3 protein-coding genes are annotated in these 24,245 nt (G+C 67.1%); all 3 read right to left on the bottom strand.

The window, feature by feature from the left end:
* Positions 1–9: 9 nt before the first annotated feature.
* Positions 10–693, bottom strand: coding sequence for a transglutaminase-like cysteine peptidase (locus tag A6745_RS18835; RefSeq protein ID WP_066130456.1), 684 nt, complete (start codon positions 691–693; stop codon positions 10–12).
* A gap of 170 nt (positions 694–863) precedes the next feature.
* Positions 864–11,642, bottom strand: coding sequence for a beta strand repeat-containing protein (locus A6745_RS29585; protein ID WP_066130453.1), 10,779 nt, complete (start codon positions 11,640–11,642; stop codon positions 864–866).
* Positions 11,639–24,220, bottom strand: coding sequence for a VCBS domain-containing protein (locus tag A6745_RS29580; RefSeq protein WP_066130450.1), 12,582 nt, complete (start codon positions 24,218–24,220; stop codon positions 11,639–11,641). Before A6745_RS29580 ends, A6745_RS29585 begins: the two co-directional genes overlap by 4 nt.
* Positions 24,221–24,245: the final 25 nt, after the last annotated feature.

The following is a 24,245-nucleotide window of genomic DNA, read 5'->3' as shown; positions in this document are numbered from 1 at the left end:
TTCCTCGCTTCAGGGGCGGATGCCTTCGCGTTCCATGCGTTGAAGAAGATCGCGCCAACGGTCGAGCCGTTCAACGGGCGCTGCGTTTTTACCGTCGACATACACACCTTCGGCATTGAAGCTGAACACCGGCGTCAGGTCTCTGCGCTCGGTGGCGGGCAATATGGTCGTGACGAGGCTGTCCAGCACCAACGGGACGGCATTGGGCGTTTCGTAGTACCCGAGCACCATGTGGGCGATCTGCGTGCTGCTGCCGGGGCCGCCGATCCGCGCGCGCACATAGATAAAACGTAACTTGACCGATGGTACGCCCATCGCCACCAGCGTGAAGTATTTGCCGATGACGAAGTCCTCGCAGTCTCCCACGCCTTTTCCGAGGGATTCCAGCGGCGTTGCCCAGTAATCGGCCTGCCCCCAGATGGCGGGGTCTTCGCCCTGCTGCACGTGCGTGTTCCAGAAATCGTTGGCTTGCCGCAGCGCGGCGCCAGGCTGCGGCGGCGCCGCGCCGCGCAACAGCCGCAGCCAGGCGGCCACGGCCTGCGAGCCGCGCGCGCCATAGCGATGGGCCGATTGGCTTTGCAGCTTCTGGGCATCGATATTCAGCGCGGAACTGCCGCCGCAATGCAAGGCCAGACAGAGCAAAGCCCATCGGCTCAGCTTTGCAAGGCTGCAAGGACGGCGGGGCGGTCGCATGGCGTGGATTATCCAATCTTTCGTTCACCGCTGGACGACAATCTGGAAAAAGCGGCAAAGGCTCCTCGCGGGGCTCGAATCCGTGGCCAGTACGACACGCCCGCCGCGCCGCCGCGTGGCGGGATGCGGCAGGGCCGGCGGCCGCCCGCGCCGCCGGATTCCGCCCATGGTCAATGGTTGACGTCCAGTTTCCCCTTCTGCAGCAGATCGTTGATGATGGCCTGGTTGTCCAGCGTCCCGTTCTGCGTCAGGTCGACGTTCTCCAGCACGATCTTCTGGTCGGCGCCCTGGCTGCCGATCTGGCCCTGGGTATTGATGTTGATGACCGTGTTGTTGCCTTCCTTGGTGAAGTTCAGGAATTGCGTCAGGCTGCTGTCCTTCTCGCCGATCAGCAGATCCTTCAGGTCGAGCACGTCGCCGCCGTCGGCCGGCTTGGCGGTCGAGAAGTCCTTGATCGTGTCCACCGACGGGTTGGCCGTGGTGGCCTGGTCGTTCAGCTCCCACCGGAAAGTGTCGCTGCCCGCGCCGCCGATCAACGTGTCGTTGCCCTTGCCGCCGACCAGGGTGTCATTGCCCGTGCCGCCGTCCAGGGAGTCGCTGCCCGTTCCGCCATACAGCTTGTCGTCGTCGGCCCCGCCATACAGCGCATCGTCGCCGGTCCCGCCGTACAGGGTGTCCTTGCCGTCATCGCCGTACAGGGTGTCGTTGCCGCCGCCACCGTAGAGGAGGTCGTCGCCCGTGCCGCCGCGGATCGTGTCATCGCCGCCGCGGGTGTCTTCCGCGACGTCGAACATGCCCGCGTTGGCCTTGACGAAATCGTAGATCTCGTTGGTGGTCGGGGCGTGGCCGTTGGTATAGGTCAGGTAGTCCGTCAGCGCCTTCATGCCGTCGCCGTCGTGCGAACCCGCCGCCACGCTGCCCCATGACAGCCTGTCGGTGTTGAGGGTGTCGCCGAAGATGATGTCGCCGCCCGCGCCGCCGTCGATGATGTCGCCGCCCATCGACGCGGGCGTCAGCGACGTGCCGCCCCGCGTCAGCGCGGCGCTCAGGTCGCTGGCCTGCGTGACCGCGCCCACGTCGCCCGCCGGCGCCGCCACCACCGAGCTGGCCGCGAAGCTGGTCAGCGCGATGTCGTCGATGTTGATCGTGGCCGAACGCGAGTTGTTGGTGTTGTCGATCACTTCGTAGACCAGGCGATAGGTGCCCGCCGCCGCCAGCCCCGAGGTGATGGTCGTCGCCCCGCCGTAGCCCGAGGCGGTCGTGCCGCTGTCGACGCTCACCCACTTTCCGGTGGCCGTGTCGTAGCGTTGCAGCGTCCAGTTGAACTGGTCGCCCGTCACGAAGTTGGTGCTGGAGGCCGTGAAACTGACCTTGCCGAAGTTGCCCGAACTGATCGTGAAGGACGGACTGGTCGCCGTCAGCGAACTGCCGCCAGCCACGTCCGTCAGCATCATGTTGCTGGCGGTCAGCGACCGCGTCACCGACGAGCCACCCAGGCTGGTGCCCGTGGTCGTCCAGTTGGCGACGTTGTTCATGCCCGAGGGGAACAGCAGGGTATTGAAGTCCGCCAGCGAGGTGGACGAGCCGTTGCCGAACGCCACATAGCTGGTGGCGCCCGTGCCGCCCGTGTTGTCGAACATCTTCAGGTAGTCGGTGTTCACGCCATCGCCGATGCCGATCGCGTTCACCTTGCTGGCATTGGCCAGCGGGCCGAAGGCGTTGACCGATTCCTGCAGCGTGGTCACGTCCGTGCTGTTGCCGGTGCCGGCGACCGCCCCCTTCGAATTCAGGTAATAGGTCGGATCGCCATCGGTCAGGAAGTACGTGACGTTCTCGTAGCCGGCGGCGGTGGTTTTGCCGGCCGCCGTCTGCGAGTTGAACCACGTCACGGCCGTGTTGAAGGCCGCCTCGTAGTTCGTGCCGCCCGACGCCGACAGGTTGTTGATGGCGCTCAGCAGGCTGGACAGGTTGTTCTTGTTCAGACCTTGCAGCGTCAGCGCCTGGCTGGCGTTGGTCGAGAAGCCGATCAGCGAGACGTTGACCGTGCCGTCGTGGTTGGACAATTGCGTGGCCAGGTTGGTCAGCGCGTCCTTGATCAGCTTCATCCGCGAGTTGGCGTACGCCACGCCGCTCGTGCCGTCCAGGCCCCACGCCATGCTGCCCGAGGTGTCGATCACCAGGGCGATGTTGTAGTTCTTGCCGGCTTCGACGGTGGTGACCGTGCCGCCCTTGTCGCCGATGATGATGTCGTCGCCCGAGCCGCCCAGCAGAGGCGCGGTGGACGGACTGGCGGCATTGGTGCCCACGATCAGGTTGTTGGTCACCACGGCGAAGTTGTATTCGCTGGAGGTGTCCTTGCCGCCGTAGGCCGTGCCGCCCGCATCCTGCACCTTGAAGCCGAACGAGGTGTCCAGGCCGGCGGTGGAGGGCGTGAAGACCAGCTTGCCCGCCGCGATGTCCGCCGGGGTGATCACCTGGTTGACCGAGACGGCGTTGCCGTTGAAGGTCAGCGTGCCGTCCGTCGGCAGGCGCGAGATGATCACGCTCTGCTGCGCGTTGCCATCGATGTCGCCGAAGGCGAAGTCGCCGGTCTTGAACGTGTACTTGGTGCCCGTCTCGACGTTGGCCGCATTGTCGGCGGACACCGGCGCGTCATTGGTGCCGACCACCGAGACCGTGATGGGCTGCAGGGTCTTGCCGTCGCCCGCGGTGACGTTGAAGGACTCGGACAGCACGGCGCCCGGGGCCAGGTTCTGGACGGCGGGCAGGCTGTTGTTCAGCGAGTACGTCCAGTTGCCGCTGGCGTCGATGGTGAACGTGCCGTACTTGCCCGCCACGTTGGCCTGGGCGACGACGCCGCTTTCGCCGGTGTCCGCGTCCGTCACCGTCAGCTTGCCGGAGCTGGTCAGCGTGTAGTCCTCGATCACCTGGCCGCTGGTCTGGCCGCTGATCACCGGCGCGTCGTCGGTGCCGGTGATCGTGACGGTGACGGTCCTGGTGTCCGTGCCGCCCTGGCCATCGCTGACCTGGACGGTGTAGGTCTCCGTCACCACCTGGCCGCCCTTCAGCGGCTGCGCGGCGGCGTTGTCCAGGGTGTACGTCCACTTGCCGGTGGCATCGACCGCGAAGGCCCCATAGGTGCCGCGGGCGGCGCCCACGACCGAGTAGGCCATGACGTCGCCGGTATCGACATCGGTGGCCGTCAACTGGCCGCTGCTGGTCTTGGCGCCATCTTCCGTGACGGCGCCCGCGGTGACGCCCGACAGCCTGGGCGCGTCGTTGGTGCCCTGGATGGTGACCGAGACCTGGCTGGCCGTGCCGTCGGCGGACTTCACCGAGAAGGTCTCGACGACCGACTTGCCGGCGCCCAACGCCTGGACGGCGCCATTGCCGTTGTCCAGGTTGTAGGTCCAGTTGCCGTTGGCGTCGATGGCGAAGGTGCCGTAGGCGCCCTTGGTGGCGGCCTGGGCCTGGAACACGGCCTGGCCGGCATCCGGGTCCGCCACGTTGAGCTTGCCCGTGGCCGTCAGCGTCGTGTCTTCCTTCAGCGCGCCCGCATCCGAGCCCGGCGTGGCGGGCGTGATGACCGCCCCGTCGTCGGTGCCGTTGATGGTGACGGTGACGGTCCTGGAATCCGTGCCGCCCTGGCCGTCGCTGACCTGGACGGTGTACGACTCGGTGACGCTCTGGCCGCTCTTCAATACCTGGGCCGCGCTGTTGTCCAGCGTGTAGGTCCATTTGCCGGTGTTGGCATCGATGGTGAAGGCCCCGTAGGCGCCCTTGGCGTTGCCGGTGACCGAGTAGGTCATCTTGTCGCCGGTGTCGATGTCGGCGCCCGTCAACGTGCCGTTGGCGGTCTTCACGCCGTCTTCCGTGACCGTGCCCGTGACGTCGCCCGACAACTTGGGCGCGTCGTTGGTGCCCTGGATGGTGACGGTGACCTGGCTGGTGGTGCCGTCGGCCGATTTCACCGGGAAGGTCTCGGTCAGGGTCTTGCCGGCGCCCAGCGCCTGAACGGCCGGATCGGCGTTGTTCAACGCGTAGGTCCAGTTGCCGTTGGCATCGATGGCGAAGGTGCCATGCGCGCCTTGCGTGCCGGTCTGGGCCTGGAACACGGCCTGGCCGGCATCGGGGTCGGCCACGTCGAGCTTGCCCGCGGCGGTCAGCGTGCCGTCTTCCTTGACGACGCCGGCGTCGGAGCCCGGCGTGTGCGCGGTGATGACGGCGGTGTCATCGGTGCCGTTGATGGTGACGTTGACCGTCTTGGTGTCGGTGCCGCCCTGGCCGTCGCTGACCTGGACGGTGTACGTCTCGGTGACGCTCTGGCCGCTCTTCAATACCTGGGCCGCGCTGTTGTCCAGCGTATAGGTCCATTTGCCGGTGTTGGCATCGACCGTGAAGGCGCCATAGGTGCCCTTGGCCGCGCCAACCACGGAGTAGGCCATCTTGTCGCCGGCATCCACGTCGGCGCCGGTGAGCGTGCCCGTCGCGGTCTTGGTGCCGTCCTCGGTGACCGTGCCCGTGACGTCGCCCGACAGCCTGGGGGCATCGTTCGTGCCCTGGATCGTGACGGTGACGTCATGCGTGGAGCCATCGGCGGACTTGACAGAGAAGGTCTCGGTCATCGTCTTGCCGGCGCCCAGGGCCTGGACCGCCGGGTCGGCATTGTTCAGGTTGTAGGTCCAGTTGCCGTTGGCATCGATGGCGAAGGTGCCGTGGGCGCCTTGCGTGCCCGTCTGGACCTGGAAGACGGCCTGGCCCGCATCGGGATCCACCACGTCGAGCTTGCCGCCCGTGGTGAGCGTCGTGTCTTCCTTGACGGCGCCGGCGTCCGCGCCCGGGGTGTGCGGGGTGATGACGGCGGTGTCATCGCTGCCGTTGATGGTGATGCTGACCGTCTTGCTGGCGGTGCCGCCCTGGCCGTCGCTGACCTGTACGGTGTACGACTCGGTGACGCTCTGGCCGCTCTTCAATACCTGGGCCGCGCTGTTGTCCAGCGTGTAGGTCCATTTGCCGGTGTCGGCATCGACGGCGAAGGCGCCGTAGGTGCCCGTGGCAGCACCCATGAGGGCGTAGGTGAGCTTGTCGCCGGTGTCGATGTCCGCGCCGGTGAGCTGGCCGGTGGCGGTCTTGACGCCATCCTCGGTCACGCTTCCCGTGACGGCGCCCGACAGCGTCGGCGCATCGTTGGTGCCCTGGATCGTGACGGTGACATCATGCGTCGTGCCGTCGGCCGACTTGACCGAGAAGGTCTCGGTCATGGTCTTGCCGGCGCCCAGGGCCTGGACCGCCGGGTCGGCATTGTTCAGGTTGTAGGCCCAGTTGCCGTTGGCGTCGATGGCGAAGGTGCCATGCGCGCCCTGCGTGCCGGCCTGGGCCTGGAAGACCGCCTGGCCCGCATCGGGGTCGGCCACGTCCAGCTTGCCGCCGGTGGCCAGCGTGCCGTCTTCCTTCACCGTGCCGAGATCGGCGCCCACGGTGTGCGGCACGATGATGGCGCCGTCCTCCGTGCCGTTGAGGGTGACGGAAATCGTCTTGGTATCCGTGCCGCCGTGGCCGTCGCTGACCTGGACGGTGTAGGTCTCGGTCACGGTCTGGCCGGCGACAAGGCTTTGCGCGGCCGTGTTGTCCAGCGTGTAGGTCCACTTGCCATTGGCATCCACGGCGAATGCGCCGTAGGGGCCGTTGGCGTTGCCGACGACCGAATAGGTGTGCGTATCGGTCGTGTCGACGTCGGTGGTCGTCAACTGGCCCGTTGCGGTCTTGACGCCATCCTCGGTCACGGAGCCCGTGACGTCGCCGGACAGTACCGGTGCATCGTTGGTCCCCTGGATGGTGACGGTGATGTCGTGCGTGGAGCCATCGGCCGACTTGACGGTGAAGGTCTCGGTCAGCGTCTCGTTGGCGCCCAGGGCGCGCACCGCGGCATCATTGTTGAGGTTGTAGGTCCAGTTGCCGGTGGCGTCGAGGGTGAAGGTGCCATGCGCGCCTTGCGTGCCGGTCTGGGCCTGGAACACCGCCTGGCCCGCATCCGGGTCGGTGATGTCCAGCTTGCCGCCAGTGGACTGCGAGCCCTCGGCGACCGCTCCCGCATCCGCGCCCGGGGTATGGGCGGTGATGATGGCGGCATCGTCCGAGCCGTTGACGGTGACGGAGACCGTCCTGGTATCGGTGCCTCCCTGGCCGTCGCTGACCTGGACGGTGTAGGTCTCGGTCACGCTCTGGCCGGCCACCAGGCCTTGCGCCGCGGCGTTGTCCAGCGTGTACGTCCACTTGCCGTTGGCGTCGACGCTGAAGGCGCCGTACGCGCCCGTGGCGTTGCCCACGACAGCGTAGGTGTGCGTGTCGGTGGTGTCGACATCCGTGGTCGTCAGTTGGCCGGTGGCGGTCTTCGTGCCGTCCTCCGTCACCGATCCCGTGACGTCGCCCGAGAGCTTGGGCGCGTCGTTGGTGCCCTGGATGGTGACGGTGATGTCATGGGTGGAGCCATCGGCCGACTTGACCGTGAAGGTCTCGGTCAGCGATTGGCTGGCGCCCAGGGCCTGAACCGCCGGATCGGCGTTGTTCAGGTTGTAGGTCCAGTTGCCATTGGCGTCGATGGCGAACGTGCCGTGCGCGCCCTGCGTGCCGGTCTGCGTCTGGAAGACTGCCTGGCCTGCGTCGGGGTCTGCCACGTCCAGCTTGCCGCTGGTGGTCTGCGTGCCGTCTTCCTTGACGGCGCCAGTATCCGAGCCCGATGTATGGGCGGTGATGACGGCCGTGTCGTCGGTGCCGTTGATCGTGACGCTGATCGTCTGGGTATCCGTGCCGCCATGGCCATCGCTGACCTGGACAGTGTAGGTTTCCGTGACGCTCTGGCCGGCCTTCAGCACCTGTGCGGCGTTGTTGTCCAGCGTGTAGGTCCACTTGCCCGTATTGGCATCGACCGAGAAGGCGCCATAGGTGCCGCTGGCGTTGCCGGCGACGGCGTAGGTGTGCGTGTCGGTGGTGTCGACATCCGTGGCCGTCAGTTGGCCGGTGGCGGTCTTTGTGCCGTCCTCCGTCACCGATCCCGTGACGTCGCCCGAGAGTTTCGGCGCGTCGTTGGTGCCTTGGATCGTGACCGTGATGTCATGCGTGGAGCCATCGGCGGCCTTGACGGTGAAGGTCTCGGTCAACGATTCGTTGGCGCCCAGCGCGCGCACGGCGGCGTCGCCGCTGTTCAGCGCATAGGTCCAGTTGCCGCTGGCATCGAGGCTGAAGGTGCCATGTGCACCTTGAATGCCTGACTGGACCTGGAACACGGCCTGGCCGGCATCGGGGTCGGTGACGTCGAGCTTGCCGCTGGCGGCCTGACTGCCTTCCTTGACGGTGGCCGCATCGGCGCCTGGGGTATGGGCAGTGATGATGGCGGCATCGTCGGTGCCGTTGATGGTGATGGTGACGGTCTTGGTATCCGTGCCACCGTGGCCGTCGCTGACCTGGACGATGTACGTCTCGGTCACGCTCTGGCCGGTGGTCAGCGCCTGGGCGGCGTTGTTGTCCAACGCGTAGGTCCACTTGCCCGTGTTCGGATTCACCGTGAAGGCGCCGTAGCTGCCGGTCGCGTTGCCTGCGACTGCGTACGTGTGCGTATCGGTCGTGTCGGCGTCGGAGGTTGCCAATTGGCCGCTGGCCGTCTTGGTGCCGTCCTCCGTCACCGAACCCGTCAACTGACCAGACAGGGCAGGGGCGTCGTTGGTGCCTTGGATCGTGACCGTGATGTCATGCGTGGAGCCGTCGGCGGCCTTGACGGTGAAGGTCTCGGTCAGCGATTCGTTGGCGCCCAGCGCGCGGACCGCGGCATCGCCGCTGTTCAGGTTATAGGTCCAGTTGCCGTTGGCATCGACCGAGAACGAGCCGTGCTGGCCTGGCGTACCGGTCTGGACCTGGAACGAAGCTTGGCCCGCGTCGGGATCGGTGATGTCGAGCTTGCCGCTGGCGGTCTGCGAACCTTCGGCCACGCTGCCGGCATCGGCGCCGGGCGCGTGCGGGGTGATGACCGCGCTGTCGTCCGTGCCGTTGATGGTGACGGCGACGGTCTTGGTGTCGGTGCCGCCCTGGCCGTCGCTGACCTGGACGGTGTACGTCTCGGTCACGCTCTGGCCGGCGACCAGGTCTTGCGCAGCCGTGTTGTCCAGCGTGTAGGTCCATTTGCCCGTACTCGGGTCGACCGTGAAGCCGCCGTACGTACCATTGGCATTGCCGACGACCGAATACATATGCGTGTCGGTGACATCGGCATCAGCCGTGGCCAGTTGGCCGGTGGCCGTTTTGGTGCCATCTTCGGTCACCGAGCCGCTCAGGTCGCCCGACAGCACGGGCGCGTCGTTGGTGCCCTGGATGGTGACAGTGACGTCGTGGGTGGAGCCATCGGCCGACTTGATCGTGAAGGTCTCGGTCAGTGTTTCGTTGGCGCCCAAGGCTCGGACGGTTGCGTCGTTGTTCAGCGCATAAGTCCAGTTGCCGCTGGTATCGAGGCTGAAGGTGCCATGTGCGCCTTGCGTGCCCGCCTGGGCCTGGAAGACGGCCTGGCCGGCATCCGGATCCACGACATCCAGCTTGCCGCTGGCGGTCTGCGCGCCTTCCGCGACGGTGGCCGCATCGGCGCCCGGCGTGTGGGCGGTGATGATGGCGGCATCGTCGGTGCCGTTGATGGTGACGGAGATCGTCTTGGTATCCGTCCCGCCGTGGCCGTCGCTGACCTGGACGATGTACGTCTCGGTCACGCTCTGGCCGGTGGTCAGCGCCTGGGCGGCGTTGTTGTCCAGCGTGTAGGTCCACTTGCCGGTAGTGGCATCGACCGTGAAGCCTCCGTACGTGCCAGCAGCATTGCCGATGACGGAGTAAGTCTGCGTATCGGTCGTGTCGGCGTCGGAAGTCGCCAATTGGCCGCTGGCCGTCTTGGTGCCATCCTCCGTCACCGAACCCGTCAACTGACCAGACAGGGCAGGGGCGTCGTTGGTCCCTTGGATCGTGACGGTGACGTCGTGCGTCGAACCATCGGCGGCCTTGACGGTGAAGGTCTCGGTCAGCGATTGGTTGGCGCCCAGCGCGCGGACCGCGGCATCGCCGCTGTTCAGGTTATAGGTCCAGTTGCCGTTGGCATCGACCGAGAACGAGCCGTGCTGGCCTGGCGTACCGGTCTGGACCTGGAACGAGGCCTGGCCTGCGTCGGGATCGCTGATGTCGAGCTTGCCGCTGGTGGTCTGTGCACCTTCGGCCACGGACCCGGTATCGGCGCCCGGAGCGTGGGGAGCAATGACCGCGCCATCGTCGGCGCCGTTGATGGTGAGAGTGATGGTCCTGGTATCCGTCCCGCCCTGGCCATCGCTGACCTGGACGGTATAGGTCTCGGTCACGGTCTGGCCGGCGACAAGGCTTTGCGCGGCCGTGTTGTCCAGCGTGTAGGTCCACTTGCCATTGGCATCCACGGCGAATGCGCCGTAGGGGCCGTTGGCGTTGCCGACGACCGAATAGGTGTGCGTATCGGTCGTGTCGACGTCGGTGGTCGTCAACTGGCCCGTTGCGGTCTTGACGCCATCCTCGGTCACGGAGCCCGTGACGTCGCCCGACAGCACCGGCGCATCGTTGGTGCCCTGGATGGTGACGGTGATGTCGTGCGTGGAGCCATCGGCCGACTTGACGGTGAAGGTCTCGGTCAGCGATTCGTTGGCGCCCAGCGCGCGGACTGCTGCGTCGCCGCTGTTCAGGTTGTAGGTCCAGTTGCCGTTGGCATCGACCGAGAACGAACCGTGCTGCCCCGCCGTGCCAGTCTGGGCCTGGAATACAGCTTCGCCCGCATCCAGATCGGTCACATCCAGCTTGCCGCTGGCGGTAAGCATGCCGTCTTCCTTGACGGCGCCAGTATCCGAGCCCGATGTATGGGCGGTGATGACGGCCGTGTCGTCCGTACCGTTGATCGTGACGCTGATCGTCCTGGTGTCCGTCCCGCCCTGGCCGTCGCTGGCCTGGACGGTGTACGTTTCCGTGACGCTCTGGCCGGACTTCAGCACCTGGGCGGCGCTGTTGTCCAACGTATAGGTCCATTCGCCGGTGTTGGTATCGACCGTGAACGCGCCATACGTGCCGGAGGCGTTGCCGACGACCGAATAAGTGTGCGTGTCGGTAGTGTCGGGATCCGCCGTCACGAGTTGACCCGTGGCCGTCTTCACGCCATCCTCGGTGACCGAACCGGTGACGTCGCCGGACAGCCTGGGCGCATCGTTGGTGCCCTCGATGGTGACGGTGATGTCGTGCGTCGAGCCATCGGCGGCCTTGACGGTGAAGGTCTCGGTCAGCGATTCGTTGGCGCCCAGCGCGCGGACCGCGGCATCGCCGCTGTTCAGGTTATAGGTCCAGTTGCCGTTGGCATCGACCGAGAACGAGCCATGCTGGCCGGCCGTGCCGGTCTGGACCTGGAACGAGGCTTGGCCCGCGTCGGGATCGCTGATGTCGAGCTTGCCGCTGGCGGTCTGTGCGCCTTCAGCCACGCTGCCTGCATCGGCGCCCGGCGCGTGCGGGGTGATCACGGCACCGTCGTCGGTGCCGTTGATGGTGATGGTGACGGTCCTGGTGTCGGTGCCGCCGTGGCCATCGCTGACCTGGACGGTGTACGTCTCGATCACGGTCTGGCCGGCCACCAGGCCTTGCGCGGCGGCGTTGTCCAGTGTGTAGGTCCACTTGCCGCTGGCATCGACGCTGAACGAGCCATACGGCCCGTTGGCATTGCCGGCGACCGAATAGGTATGCGTGTCGGTGGTGTCGGCATCCGTCGCCACTAACTGGCCGGTGGCGATCTTGCTGCCATCCTCGGTGACGGAACCCGTCAGCGCGCCGGACAACACGGGCGCGTCGTTGGTGCCCTGGATGGCGACGGTGATGTCGTGCGTGGAGCCGTCGGCCGATTTGACCGTGAACGTTTCGGTCAACGTCTCGCTGGCGCCCAGCGCGCGCGCACGGCGGCGTCGCCGTTGTTCAGCGCATAGGTCCAGTTGCCGCTGGCATCCAGGTTGAAAGTGCCATGTGCGCCCTGAATGCCCGACTGGACCTGGAACACGGCCTGGCCGGCATCGGGATCGGTGACGTCCAGCTTGCCGCTGGCGGTCTGCGAGCCTTCCGTGACGGTGGCCGCATCGGCGCCCGGGATATGGGCGGTGATGATGGCGGCGTCATCGCTGCCGTTGATGGTGACGGAGATCGTCTTCGTATCCGTGCCACCGTGGCCGTCGCTGACCTGGACGGTGTAGATCTCGGTCACGCTCTGGCCGGTGGTCAGGCCCTGCGCGGCGTTGTTGTCCAGCGTGTAGGTCCACTTGCCCGTATTCGGGTCCACCGCGAACGCGCCGTAGTTGCCCGTGGCGCTGCCGACGACGGAATAGGTATGGGCGTCGGTGGTGTCGGCATCGGCGGTGACCAACTGGCCCGTTGCGGTCTTGACGCCATCCTCGGTCACGGAGCCCGTGACGTCGCCCGACAGCATGGGTGTGTCGTTGGTGCCCTGGATGGTGACGGTGATGTCGTGCGTGGAGCCATCGGCCGACTTGACGGTGAAGGTCTCGGTCAACGTTTCGTTGGTGCCCAGCGCGCGCACGGCGGCGTCGCCGCTGTTCAGCGCATAGGTCCAATTGCCGTTCGCATCGACGGCGAAGGTGCCGTGCGCGCCTGCCGTGCCGGCCTGCGCATGAAACGAGGCCTGGCCCGCGTCGGGATCGCTGATGTCCAGCTTGCCGATGGCGGTCTGCGCGCCTTCGGCCACGGTGCCGGCATCGGCGCCCGGTGCGTGCGGGGTGATCACGGCGCCGTCATCGGTGCCGTTGAGGGTGACAGTGATGGTCTTGGTGTCCGTGCCGCCCTGGCCGTCGCTGACCTGGACAGTGTAGGTTTCCGTGACGCTCTGGCCGGCCTTCAGCACCTGTGCGGCGTTGTTGTCCAGCGTGTAGGTCCACTTGCCGGTGTCGGGGTCGACGGCGAACGCGCCATACGTGCCTGCCGTGCTGCCGACGACGGTGTAGGTGTGCGTGTCGGTGGTGTCGGCGTCGGTGGTCGTCAACTGGCCGGTGGCGGTCTTCACGCCATCCTCGGTGACCGAGCCGGTGAGATCGCCCGACAGCGTGGGCGTGTCGTTGGTGCCCTGGATGGTGACGGTGATGTCGTGCGTGGAGCCATCGGCCGACTTGACGGTGAAGGTCTCGGTCAGCGATTGGTTGGCGCCCAGCGCGCGGACTGCTACATCGCCGCTGTTCAGGTTGTAGGTCCAGTTGCCGTTGGCATCGACCGAGAACGAGCCATGCTGGCCCGGTGTGCCGGTCTGGACCTGGAACGAGGCCTGGCCCGCGTCGGGGTCGGTGATGTCCAGCTTGCCGCTGGCGGTCTGCGCGCCTTCCGTGACAGTGGCCGCATCGGTGCCCGGCGCGCTCGGCGCAATGATGGCGCCGTCGTCGGTGCCGTTGATGGTGACGGTGATGGTCCTGGTATCCGTCCCGCCTTGGCCGTCGCTGACCTGGACGGTGTAGGTCTCGGTCACGGCCTGGCCTGCCACCAGGCTTTGCGCGGCGGCATTGTCCAGCGTGTAGGTCCACTTGCCGGTAGTGGCATCGACCGTGATGGCGCCGTACGCGCCGGCGGCGTTGCCGACGACGGAATAGGTGTGCGTGTCGGTCGTGTCGACGTCGGTGGTCGTCAACTGGCCGGTGGCGGTCTTCACGCCATCCTCGGTCACCGAACCCGTGACGTCGCCCGAGAGTTTTGGCGCGTCGTTGGTGCCTTGGATCGTGACGGTGACGTCGTGCATCGTGCCATCGGCCGACTTGACCGTGAAGGTCTCCGTCAGCGATTGGTTGGCGGCCAGTGCCTGAACTACCGGATCGGCGTTGTTCAGGTTGTAGGTCCAGTTGCCATTCGCATCGATCGTGAATGTGCCGTGCGCGCCTTGCGTGCCGGTCTGCGTCTGGAAGACTGCCTGGCCGGCATCGGGATCGATCAAGTCGAGCTTGCCGCCGGCGGCGAGCGTGCCGTCTTCGCCGACGGTGCCGGCATCCGCGCCCGGCGTGTGGGCGGTGATGACGGCTGTGTCATCCGTACCGTTGATGGTGACGCTGATCGTCCTGGTGTCCGTCCCGCCCTGGCCGTCGCTGACCTGGACGGTGTACGACTCGGTGACGCTCTGGCCGCTCTTCAATACCTGGGCCGCGCTGTCGTCCAGCGTGTAGGTCCATCTGCCGGTGCTGGCATCGACCGCGAAGGCGCCGTAGGTGCCCGTGGTGTTGCCCACGACGGTGTAGGTGTGCGTATCGGTCGTGTCGACGTCGGCGGTCGTCAGTTGGCCTGTGGCCGTCTTGACGCCGTCTTCCGTGACCGAGCCGGTCAGTTCGCCCGACAGCTCGGGCGCATCGTTCGTGCCCTTGATGGTGACGGTGACGTCATGCGTCGAGCCATCGGCGGCTTTGACGGTGAAGGTCTCGGTCAGCGTCTGGTTGGCGCCCAGCGCGCGGACTGCTGCATCGCCGCTGTTCAGCGCGTAGGTCCAGTTGCCGCTGGCGTCGATGCTGAAGCTGCCGTGCGCGCCTTGCGTACCTGTCTGGGCCTGGAACGACGCCTGGCCGGCATCCGGGTCGGTGATGTCGAGCTTGCCGCTGGCGGTCTGTGCGCCTTCAGCCACTGTGCCCGCATCGGCGCCCGGGGTATGGGCGGTGATGATGGCGGCGTCATCGGTGCCGTTGATGGTGACGGAGATCGTCTTCGTATCCGTCCCGCCCTGGCCATCGCTGACCTGGACGGTGTAGGTCTCGGTGACGCGCTCGCCACCCTTCAAGGCCTGGGCGGCATCATTGTCCAGCGTATACGTCCACTTGCCGTTGGCGTCGACGCTGAAGGCGCCGTAGGCGCCCGTGGCGCTGCCGATGACGGCGTAGGTATGCGTATCGGTGGTGTCGACGTCGGTGGCCACCAATTGGCCGGAGGCGGTCTTGACGCCATCCTCGGTCACGGAACCCGTGACCTCGCCGGACAGCACGGGCGCGTCGTTGGTGCCCTGGATGGTGACGGTGACGTCGTGCGACGTACCGTCGGCCGACTTGACCGTGAAAGTCTCCGTCAGCGATTGATTGGCGCCCAGTGCCTGAACGGCCGGATCGGCATTGTTCAGGTTGTAGGTCCAATTGCCGTTGGCATCGATGGCGAAAGTGCCATGCGCGCCTGGCGTGCCGGTCTGGGCCCGGAAGACCGCCTGGCCCGCGTCGGGATCAGCCACGTCCAGCTTGCCGCCGGTGGCCTGCGTGCCGTCTTCCTTCACCGTACCCAGATCCGCGCCCGGCGTGTGGGCGGTGAGGACGGCCGTGTCGTCCGTACCGTTGATGGTGACGTTGATCGTCTGCGTATCCGTGCCGCCGTGCCCGTCGCTGACCTGGACGGCATACGTCTCGGTCACGCTCTGGCCAGACTTCAGCACCTGCGCGGCGCTGTTGTCCAGGGTGTAAGTCCACTTGCCGTTGGCATCGACGGTGAACGTGCCATACGTGCCGTTGGCATTGCCGACCACGGAGTAGATATGCGCGTCGGTCGTATCGACGTCGGTGGTCGTCAGCTGGCCGGTGGCGGTCTTGACGCCATCCTCGGTCACGGAGCCCGTGACGTCGCCGGACAGTACCGGTGCATCGTTGGTCCCCTGGATGGTGACGGTGATGTCGTGCGTGGAGCCATCGGCGGCCTTGACCGTGAAGGTCTCGGTCAGCGATTGGTTGGCGCCCAGCGCACGGACCGCTGCGTCGCCGCTGTTCAACGCATAGGTCCAGTTACCGTTGGCATCGACCGAGAACGAACCGTGCTGGCCCGGCGTGCCGGTCTGGACCTGGAACGAAGCCTGGCCCGCGTCGGGATCGCTGATGTCCAGCTTGCCGCTGGCGGTCTGTGCACCTTCGGCCACCGTGCCGGCATCGGCGCCGGGCGCGTGCGGCGCAATGATGGCGCCGTCGTCGGTGCCGTTGATGGTGACGGTGACGGTCCTGGAATCCGTGCCGCCCTGGCCGTCGCTGACCTGGACGGTATACGTCTCCGTGACGCTCTCGCCGCCCTTCAGAGCCTGGGCGGCATTGTTGTCCAGCGTGTAGGTCCACTCGCCGGTGTCGGGATCGACGGCGAAGGCGCCATAGGTGCCTGCCGCGCCGCCGACGACGGTGTAGGTGTGCGTGTCGGTAGTGTCGGCGTCGGCCGTGGCCAACTGGCCGGTGGCGGTCTTCACGCCATCTTCGGTCACCGAACCTGTGATTTCGCCCGACAGCCTGGGTGCATCGTTGGTGCCCTGGATGGCGACGGTGACGTCGTGCCTGGTGCCGTCGGCGGATTGCACCGTGAAGGTTTCGGTCATCGACTGGCCGGCAGCCAACGTCTGCACCGCTGGCTCGGCGTTGTTCAGGGTGTAGGTCCAGTTGCCATTGGCATCGACGGCGAAGGTCCCGTGCGCGCCCTGCGTACCGGTCTGCGTCTGGAAGACCGCCTGGCCCGCGTCGGGATCGGTCACGTCCAGCTTGCCGCCAGTGGTGAGCGCACCGTCTTCCTTGACGGCGCCGGTATCGGCGCCCGGCGTGCGGGCAGTGATGACGGCCGTGTCATCGGTGCCATTGATGGTGACGCTGATCGTCTTCGTATCCGTCCCGCCCTGGCCATCGCTGACCTGCACGGTGTAGGTTTCCGTGATGCTCTGGCCAGACGTCAGCGCCTGGGCGGCGTTGTTGTCCAGCGTGTAGATCCATTTGCCCGTGTTGGCATCGACCGTGAAGGCGCCATAGGTGCCGCTGGCGTTGCCGACGACGGAATAGGTGTGTGTGTCGGTCGTATCGGCATCGGCCGTGGCCAACTGGCCGGTGGCGGTCTTCACGCCATCCTCGGTTACCGAGCCGGTCAGCTCGCCCGACAGCACGGGTGCGTCGTTTGTGCCCTGGACGGTGACGGTGATGTCGTGCATGGAGCCATCGGCCGACTTCACGGTGAAGGTTTCCGCGATCGACTCGTTGGCGCCCAGCGCGCGCACGGCGGCATCGCCGCTGTTCAGTGCATACGTCCAGTTGCCGTTGGCGTCGATGCTGAAGCTGCCGTGCGCGCCTTGCGTGCCGGTTTGCGCCTGGAACACGGCCTGGCCCAGGTCCGGGTCGGTCACATCCAGCTTGCCGCCCGTGGCCTGCGCCCCTTCCGCGACGAAGCCGGTGTCCGCGCCCGGGGTGTGCGGCGCGATCACCGCGCCATCGTCGGCGCCGTTGATGGTGACGCTGATGGTCTTGAAGTCGGTGCCGCCGTGGCCATCGCTGACCTGGACGGTGTAGGTTTCCTGCACCGATTGGCCGGGCACCAAGCGTTGCGCCGCGGCGTTGTCCAGCGTGTAGGTCCACTTCCCGCTGGCGTCGACGGTGAAGGCGCCATAGGTGCCGTTGGCGTTGCCGACGACGGAGTAGGTGTGCGTGTCGGTCGTGTCGACGTCGGTGGTCGTCAGTTGTCCTGTGGCCGTCTTGACGCCGTCTTCCGTGACCGAGCCTGTGAGTTCGCCCGACAGCTTGGGTGCGTCGTTGGTGCCCTGGATGGTCACGGTGACGCCGTGCGAGGTGCCGTCGGCCGACTTGACCGTGAAGGTCTCGCTCATCGACTGGCCCGCCGCCAGCGCCTGCACGGCCGGATCGGCGTTGTTCAGGCTGTAGATCCAGTTGCCGTTCGAGTCGATCGTGAACGAGCCGTGCTGGCCTTGCGTGCCGGCCTGCGGCTGGAAGACCGCCTGGCCCGCGTCGGGGTCGGCCACGTCCAGCTTGCCGCTGGTGGTCAGCGTGCCGTCTTCCGTGACCGTGCCCAGATCGGCGCCCGGGGTATGCGGCGCGATCACGGCGCCGTCGTCGGTGCCGTTGATGGTGACCGTGATGGTCCTGGTATCCGTGCCGCCGTGGCCATCGCTGACCTGGACGGTGTAGGTCTCCTGGACGCTCTGGCCGCTGGTCAGCGCCTGGGCGCTGCTGTTGTCCAGCGTATAAGTCCACTTGCCGGTGTTGGCATCGACCGAGAACGCGCCATACGGGCTGCTGGCGTTGCCGACCACGGAGTAGTTATGCGCGTCGGTCGTGTCGACGTCGGCGGTCGTCAGTTGGCCCGTGGCCGTCTTGACGCCATCTTCCGTGACGGAGCCGGTCAGCTCGCCGGAAAGCCTGGGCGCGTCGTTGGTGCCCTGGATGGTGACGGTAACGTCATGGGTCGAACCGTCGGCGGACCTGACCGTGAATGTCTCCGTCATGGTCTTGCCGGCACCCAAGGCCTGAACCGCCGGATCGGCGTTGTTCAGGTTGTAGGTCCAGTTGCCGTTGGCATCGATGGCGAAGGTGCCGTGGGCGCCTTGCGTGCCCGCCTGGGCCTGGAAGACGGCTTGGCCCGCATCGGGGTCGGCCATGTCCAGTTTGCCACCGGTCGTCAGCGTGCCGTCTTCCTTTACCGTGCCCAAGTCCGCGCCCGGGGTCTGCGGCGTGATGACGGCCGTGTCCTCCGTGCCGTTGATGGTGACGGAAACGGTCTTGGTGTCCGTTCCGCCCTGGCCGTCGCTGACCTGGACGGTATAGGTCTCGGTGATGCTCTGGCCGGACTTCAGCGCCTGCGCGGCGGTATTGTCCAGCGTATAGGTCCACTTGCCCGTGTTCGGGTCGACCGTGAAGGCGCCATAGGTGCCTTTGGCCGCGCCGGTGACGGCGTAGGTCAGCTTGTCGCCCGCATCGATATCGGTGCCGGTGAGGGTGCCGGTGGCGGTCTTCACGCCATCCTCGGTCACCGAGCCGGTGACGTCGCCCGTGAGCTTCGGCGCGTCGTTCGTCCCCTGGATGGTGACGGTGACGTCATGTGTCGACCCATCAGCGGACTTGACCGTGAAGGTCTCGCTCATCGACTTGTCTGCGCCCAGCGCCTGCACGGCCGGGTCGGCATTGTTCAGGTTGTAGGTCCAGTTGCCATTGGCGTCGATGGTGAAGGTGCCGTGCGCACCCTGCGTATTTGGCTGGGCCTGGAAGACGGCCTGGCCGGCATCCGGGTCCACGACATCGAGCTTGCCGCCCGTCGCCAGCGTGCCGCCCTCGCGGACCGCACCGAGATCCGCCCCCGGGACGTGGGACGTGATGATCGCGGCATCGTCCGTACCGTTGATCGTGACCGACACGGTCTTCGTATCGGTGCCGCCCTGGCCATCGCTGACCTGGACGGTGTAGGTTTCCTGGACGGACTGGCCCGACACCAGGCCTTGCGCCGCGGCGTTGTCCAGCGTGTAGGTCCACCTGCCGTTGGCGTCGACGCTGAACGCGCCATAAGTGCCGCTGGCATTGCCGACGACCGAGTACGTGTGGGTATCGGTAGTGTCGACGTCGGTGGTGACGAGCTGGCCCGTCGCCGTCTTCACGCCGTCTTCCGTGACCGAGCCGGTCAGTTCGCCCGACAGCTTGGGCGCATCGTTGGTGCCCTGGATGGTGACAGTGACGTCGTGGGTGCCGCCATCCGCCGACTTGACCGTGAACGTCTCGGTCATGGTCTTGCCTGCGCCCAGCGCCTGCACGGCCGGGTCGGCATTGTCCAGGCTGTAGGTCCAGTTGCCGCTGGCGTCGATGGCGAACGTGCCGTGTGCGCCTGGCGTGCTCGCCTGGGCCTGGAAGATGGCCTGGCCGGCATCGGGATCGGTGACGTCCAGCTTGCCGCCTGCCGTCAGCGTGCCGTCTTCGCGGACGGCGCCGGTATCGGCGCCCGGCGCATGCGGCGTGATGATGGCGGCATCGTCGGTTCCGTTGATGGTGACCGTGATGACCTTGGCGTCCGTGCCGCCATGGCCATCGCTGACCTGCACGGTATAGGTCTCGGTGACGCTCTGGCCTGCCTTCAGGGGCTGGGCTGCGGCGTTGTCCAGCGTGTACGTCCACTTGCCGTTGGCGTCGATGCTGAACGCACCATAGGCGCCCTTGGCGCTGCCGACGACGGCGTAGCTGAGCTTGTCGCCCGTGTCGACGTCGGTGGCGGCCATCTGGCCGGTGGCCGTCTTCACGCCGTCTTCCGTGACGGAGCCGGTCTGTTGACCCGACAGCACCGGTGCGTCGTTGGTGCCCTGGATGGTGACGGTGACGTCATGCGCGGAGCCGTCAGCCGATTTGACCGTGAAGGTCTCGGTCACCGATGCGCCCGCGCCCAGCGCCTGCACGGCGGGGCTGGCGTTGCTCAGGTCATAGGTCCAGTTGCCATTGGCGTCGATGGCGAACGTGCCGTAAGCGCCCTTGGTGCCGGCCTGGGCCTGGAAGGCCGCCTGGCCCGCATCGGGATCGGTGACGTCGAGCTTGCCGCCCGTGGTCAGCGTGCCGTCCTCGCGGACGGTGCCTGCGTCGGCGTCCGGCGTGTGCGGGGCGATGGCCGCGCCGTCGTCGGTGCCGTTGATGGTGACGACGACGGTCTTGGTATCGGTGCCGCCATGGCCATCGCTGACCTGCACCGTGTACGACTCGGTCACGGCCTGGCCGCTCTTGAGCACCTGGGCCGCGCTGTTGTCCAGCGTATAGGTCCACTTGCCGGTGTTGGGATCGACGCTGAAGGCGCCGTAGGTGCCCTTGGCGCTGCCGACCACCGAGTACGTGTGCGTGTCGCTCGTATCGACGTCCGTGGCGCTCAACTGGCCCGTGGCCGTCTTCACACCGTCTTCCGTGACCGAACCCGTCAACGTGCCCGACAGCCTGGGTGCGTCGTTGGTGCCCTGGATCGTGACGGTGACGTCATGCGTGGCGCCATCGGCCGATCTGACCGTGAAAGTCTCCGTCATCGACTGGCCGGCGCCCAGCGCCTGCACGGCCGGGCCGGCGTTGTTCAGCGCATAGGTCCAGTTGCCGTTGGCATCGATGGCGAAGGCGCCATGCGCGCCTTGCGTGTTGGCCTGCGGCTGGAACACGGCCTGGTCGGCATCCGGATCGGTGACGTCGAGCTTGCCGCCCGTGGTCAGCGTGCCGTCTTCGCGGACGGCGCCCGCGTCGGCGCCCGGGGCGTGCGGGGCGATGACGGCGCCGTCGTCGGCGCCATTGATCGTGATGGAGACCAGCTTCGCATCGGTGCCGCCGTGGTCATCGCTGACCTGCACGGTGTACGTCTCGGTGACGCTCTGGCCTGCCTTCAGGGGCTGCGCGGCGGCGTTGTCCAGCGTGTAGGTCCACTTGCCGGTGTTCGGATCGACGCTGAAGGCGCCGTACGCGCCGGTCGCCTTGCCGACCACGGTGTAGCTCAGCTTGTCGCCGGTATCGACGTCGGTGCCGGCGAGCGTGCCCGTGGCCGTCTTCACGCCGTCTTCCGTGACCGAACCCGTCAACACGCCCGACAGCCTGGGCGCGTCATTGGTGCCCTGGATGGTGACGGTGACGTCATGCGTGGCGCCATCGGCCGACCTGACGGTGAACGTCTCGGCCATCGATTGGCCGGCCCCCAAGGCTTGCACGGCCGGATCGGCGTTGTTCAGGCTGTAGGTCCAGTTGCCGTTGCCATCGATGGCGAAGGTGCCATGCTGGCCTGGCGTGCCGGTCTGCGGCTGGAACACGGCCTGGCCCGCGTCGGCATCGGTGATGTCGAGCTTGCCGCCCGTGGTCAGCGTCGTGTCTTCGCGGACGGCGCCCGCGTCCGCGCCCGGCGTGTGCGGGGCGATCACCGCACCGTCGTCGGCGCCGTTGATGGTGACGGTGATCGTCCGGGTGTCGCTGCCGCCCTGGCCATCGCTGACCTGGACGGTGTAGGTTTCCTGCACGCTCTGGCCGCTCTTGAGCGGCTGGGCGGCGGTGTTGTCCAGCGTGTAGGTCCACCTGCCGGTGCTGGCGTCGATGGCCAGCGTGCCATAGGTGCCCGTGGCGTTGCCGACGACGGCGTAGGTGTGGATGTCGCTGGTGTCGACGTCGGCCGCGGCCAGTTGGCCCGTGGCGGTCTTCACGCCGTCTTCCGCCACCGAGCCCGTCAGTTCCCCTGACAGCCTCGGCAGGTCGTTGGTGCCCTGCACGGTGATGGTGACGTCATGCGTCGAGCCATCGGCCGACTTCACGGTGAAGGTCTCGTTCACCGCGGCGCCGGCGCCCAGCGCCTGCACGGCGGGGCTGTCGTTGTTCAGCGTGTAGGTCCAGTTGCCGTTCGCATCGATGCTGAACGTGCCGTACTGGCCCTTGGCGCCAGTCTGGGCCTGGAAGCTGGCCTGGCCGGCATCGGGGTCGGTGACGTCGAGCTTGCCGCCCGTGGTCAGCGTCGTGTCTTCGCGGACGGCGCCCGCGTCGGCGCCCGGCGCATGCGGCGCGATCACCGCGCCGTCATCGGCGCCGTTGATGGTGACCGTGATGGTCTGCGTATCGGTGCCGCCGTGGCCATCGCTGACCTGGACCGTATATGTTTCCTGCACGCTCTGGCCGGCTTTCAGCGGCTGCGCGGCGGCGTTGTCCAGGGTGTAGGTCCACTTGCCGTTGGCGTCGACCGAGAACGCGCCGTAGGTGCCGGCGGCATTGCCTGCCACCGAGTAGGTCAGTTTGTCGCCGGTATCGACGTCGGTGGCGGCCAACTGGCCGGTGGCCAGCTTCACGCCGTCCTCGGTCACCGAGCCGGTCAGTTCGCCCGACAGCCTGGGGGCATCGTTGGTGCCCAGCACGGTGACGGTGACGTCATGCGTCGCGCCGTCGGTGGACTTCACGGTGAAGGTTTCGCTTACCGACGCGCCCGCGCCCAGCGCCTGCACGGCCAGGCTGGCGTTGTCCAGGTTGTAGGTCCAGTTGCCGGCGGCATCAATGGTGAAGGCGCCATGCGCGCCTTGCGTGTTGGCCTGCGGCTGGAACGCGGCCTGTCCGGCATCCGGATCGGTGACGTCCAGCTTGCCGCTGATGGCCAGCGACGCGTCCTCGCGGACGGTGCCCGCATCGGCGCCCGGCGTGTGCGGGGTGATGACGGCGCCATCGTCGGTGCCGTTGATCGTGATGGTCACGACCTGCGTGTCGGTGCCGCCATGGCCGTCGCTGACCTGCACGGTATACGTTTCGGTGACGCTCTGGCCCGACTTCAGCGGCTGCGCGGCGCCATTGTCCAGCGTATAGATCCATTTGCCGCTGGCGTCGACGGCGAAGGCGCCGTAGGCGCCCGTGGCGTTGCCCACGACCGAATACGTGTGGGTGTCCGTGGCGTCGACGTCGGTGGAGGTCAGTTGCCCGAAGGCGGTCTGCACGCCGTCCTCGGTGACGGCGCCCGTCAGTTCGCCCGACAGCTTCGGCGCATCGTTCGTGCCGTCGATGGTGATGGTGACCAACTGCGAGGCTGTGCCGCCATGGCCGTCGTCGACGGTGACGGTGAAGGTCTCGGTCAGCGTCTGGCCCGCGCCCAGCGCCTGGATGGCGGGGCTGGCGTTGTCCAGGTTGTAGATCCACTGGCCATCCGCGCCGATGGTCAGGGCGCCGTATGCACCTTTGCCGCCGTTGCCGACCGACCAGATGTGCGTATCGGTGGTGTCGGCATCGGCGACGGTCAGCTTGCCCTGCGTGGACGGCGTGGCGTCCTCCTGCACGGTGGAACCGATCGCGCCCGAGATGGCGGCGGCGTCGTTGACGCCCACCACCGTGACTTCCAGCACCGCCGTCGTGGCATGGCCGTTGCCGTCGGTGATGGTGTACTGGACCGTGGTGAGCGCGGTCTGGCCCTGGCCCAAATGCTGGAAGCCCGAGCCCGGCACGAAGGTGTAGCTGCCGTCGGGCAGCAGGGTGAAGGTGCCGCCGTTCGAGCCGGCCAGGCTGATGCCGGCGGACTCCATGGCGCGGCCGTTCACGCCCGTCACCGTCAGCCTGTCGCCATCGGGATCGGTGTCGTTGCCCAGCACGTTGCCGCGCACCGTGTTCTTCTCCGTGGTGGCGACCGGGTCGTCGGTGGCGGCGGGCGCTCGGTTGGCGGCCGGCGCTTGCGTCGTGGGTGCCGAGGGAACGGTGGGATTGGTCGGCGTGACGCCGGTATCGCCGGTTCCCTCGGCGGCATTGCCGCCGATGCCGGACATGTCGGCGCGCGGCGTGAAGTCGTCGAAGCGCGCCGGGTTCGGATACTCCAGGGCCAGCGGCGAGGTGGTTTCCAGGATGTGGGCCAGCCGCACGATGCTGCTGCCGCCTTCGCCGCCACCGCCTCCGGCCAGCGTGGCCGCGGTGGGGCCGAGTTCCTCGAACGGATCGCCGCCGGCCTGCAGGATGGCCAGCAGGCGTTCGGAATCGGGACCTGTGGGGGGCGTGACCGCCGCCTCGCCGGGATCGGCAGGGGGGCCGATCATATCGTCGTGGATGCCCACCAGGCGCTCGGCGCCGATGACCACCGGCATGCCGTTCTCCACCTGCAGGGTGACCGTGGCGCCGCTGGCCGTGACGATCTCGCTGTTGGGCGGAACCTTGCTGCCTTCATGCAGGGCGGTCAGCGAGCCGTCGGGGTGGCGAATCCAGGCACGGCCGGTAATGGCGGTGACGGTGGCGGGAGCGGAGGTGGCCATAGGGTATCCACAGTAAGGATTAATC

It is taken from the genome of Bordetella ansorpii (assembly GCF_900078705.1).
Taxonomy (GTDB): Bacteria; Pseudomonadota; Gammaproteobacteria; order Burkholderiales; family Burkholderiaceae_B; genus Bordetella; species Bordetella ansorpii_A.
Note: the sequence above shows the minus strand (reverse complement) of the source record. Positions and strands in the feature narration are given on the sequence as shown.

Excerpts from the sequence above, each read along its gene's own strand:
- A6745_RS18835 (WP_066130456.1), bottom strand. The coding sequence starts at position 693 with ATGCGACCGCCCCGCCGTCCTTGCAGCCTTGCAAAGCTGAGCCGATGG.
- A6745_RS29580 (WP_066130450.1), bottom strand. The coding sequence starts at position 24,220 with ATGGCCACCTCCGCTCCCGCCACCGTCACCGCCATTACCGGCCGTGCC.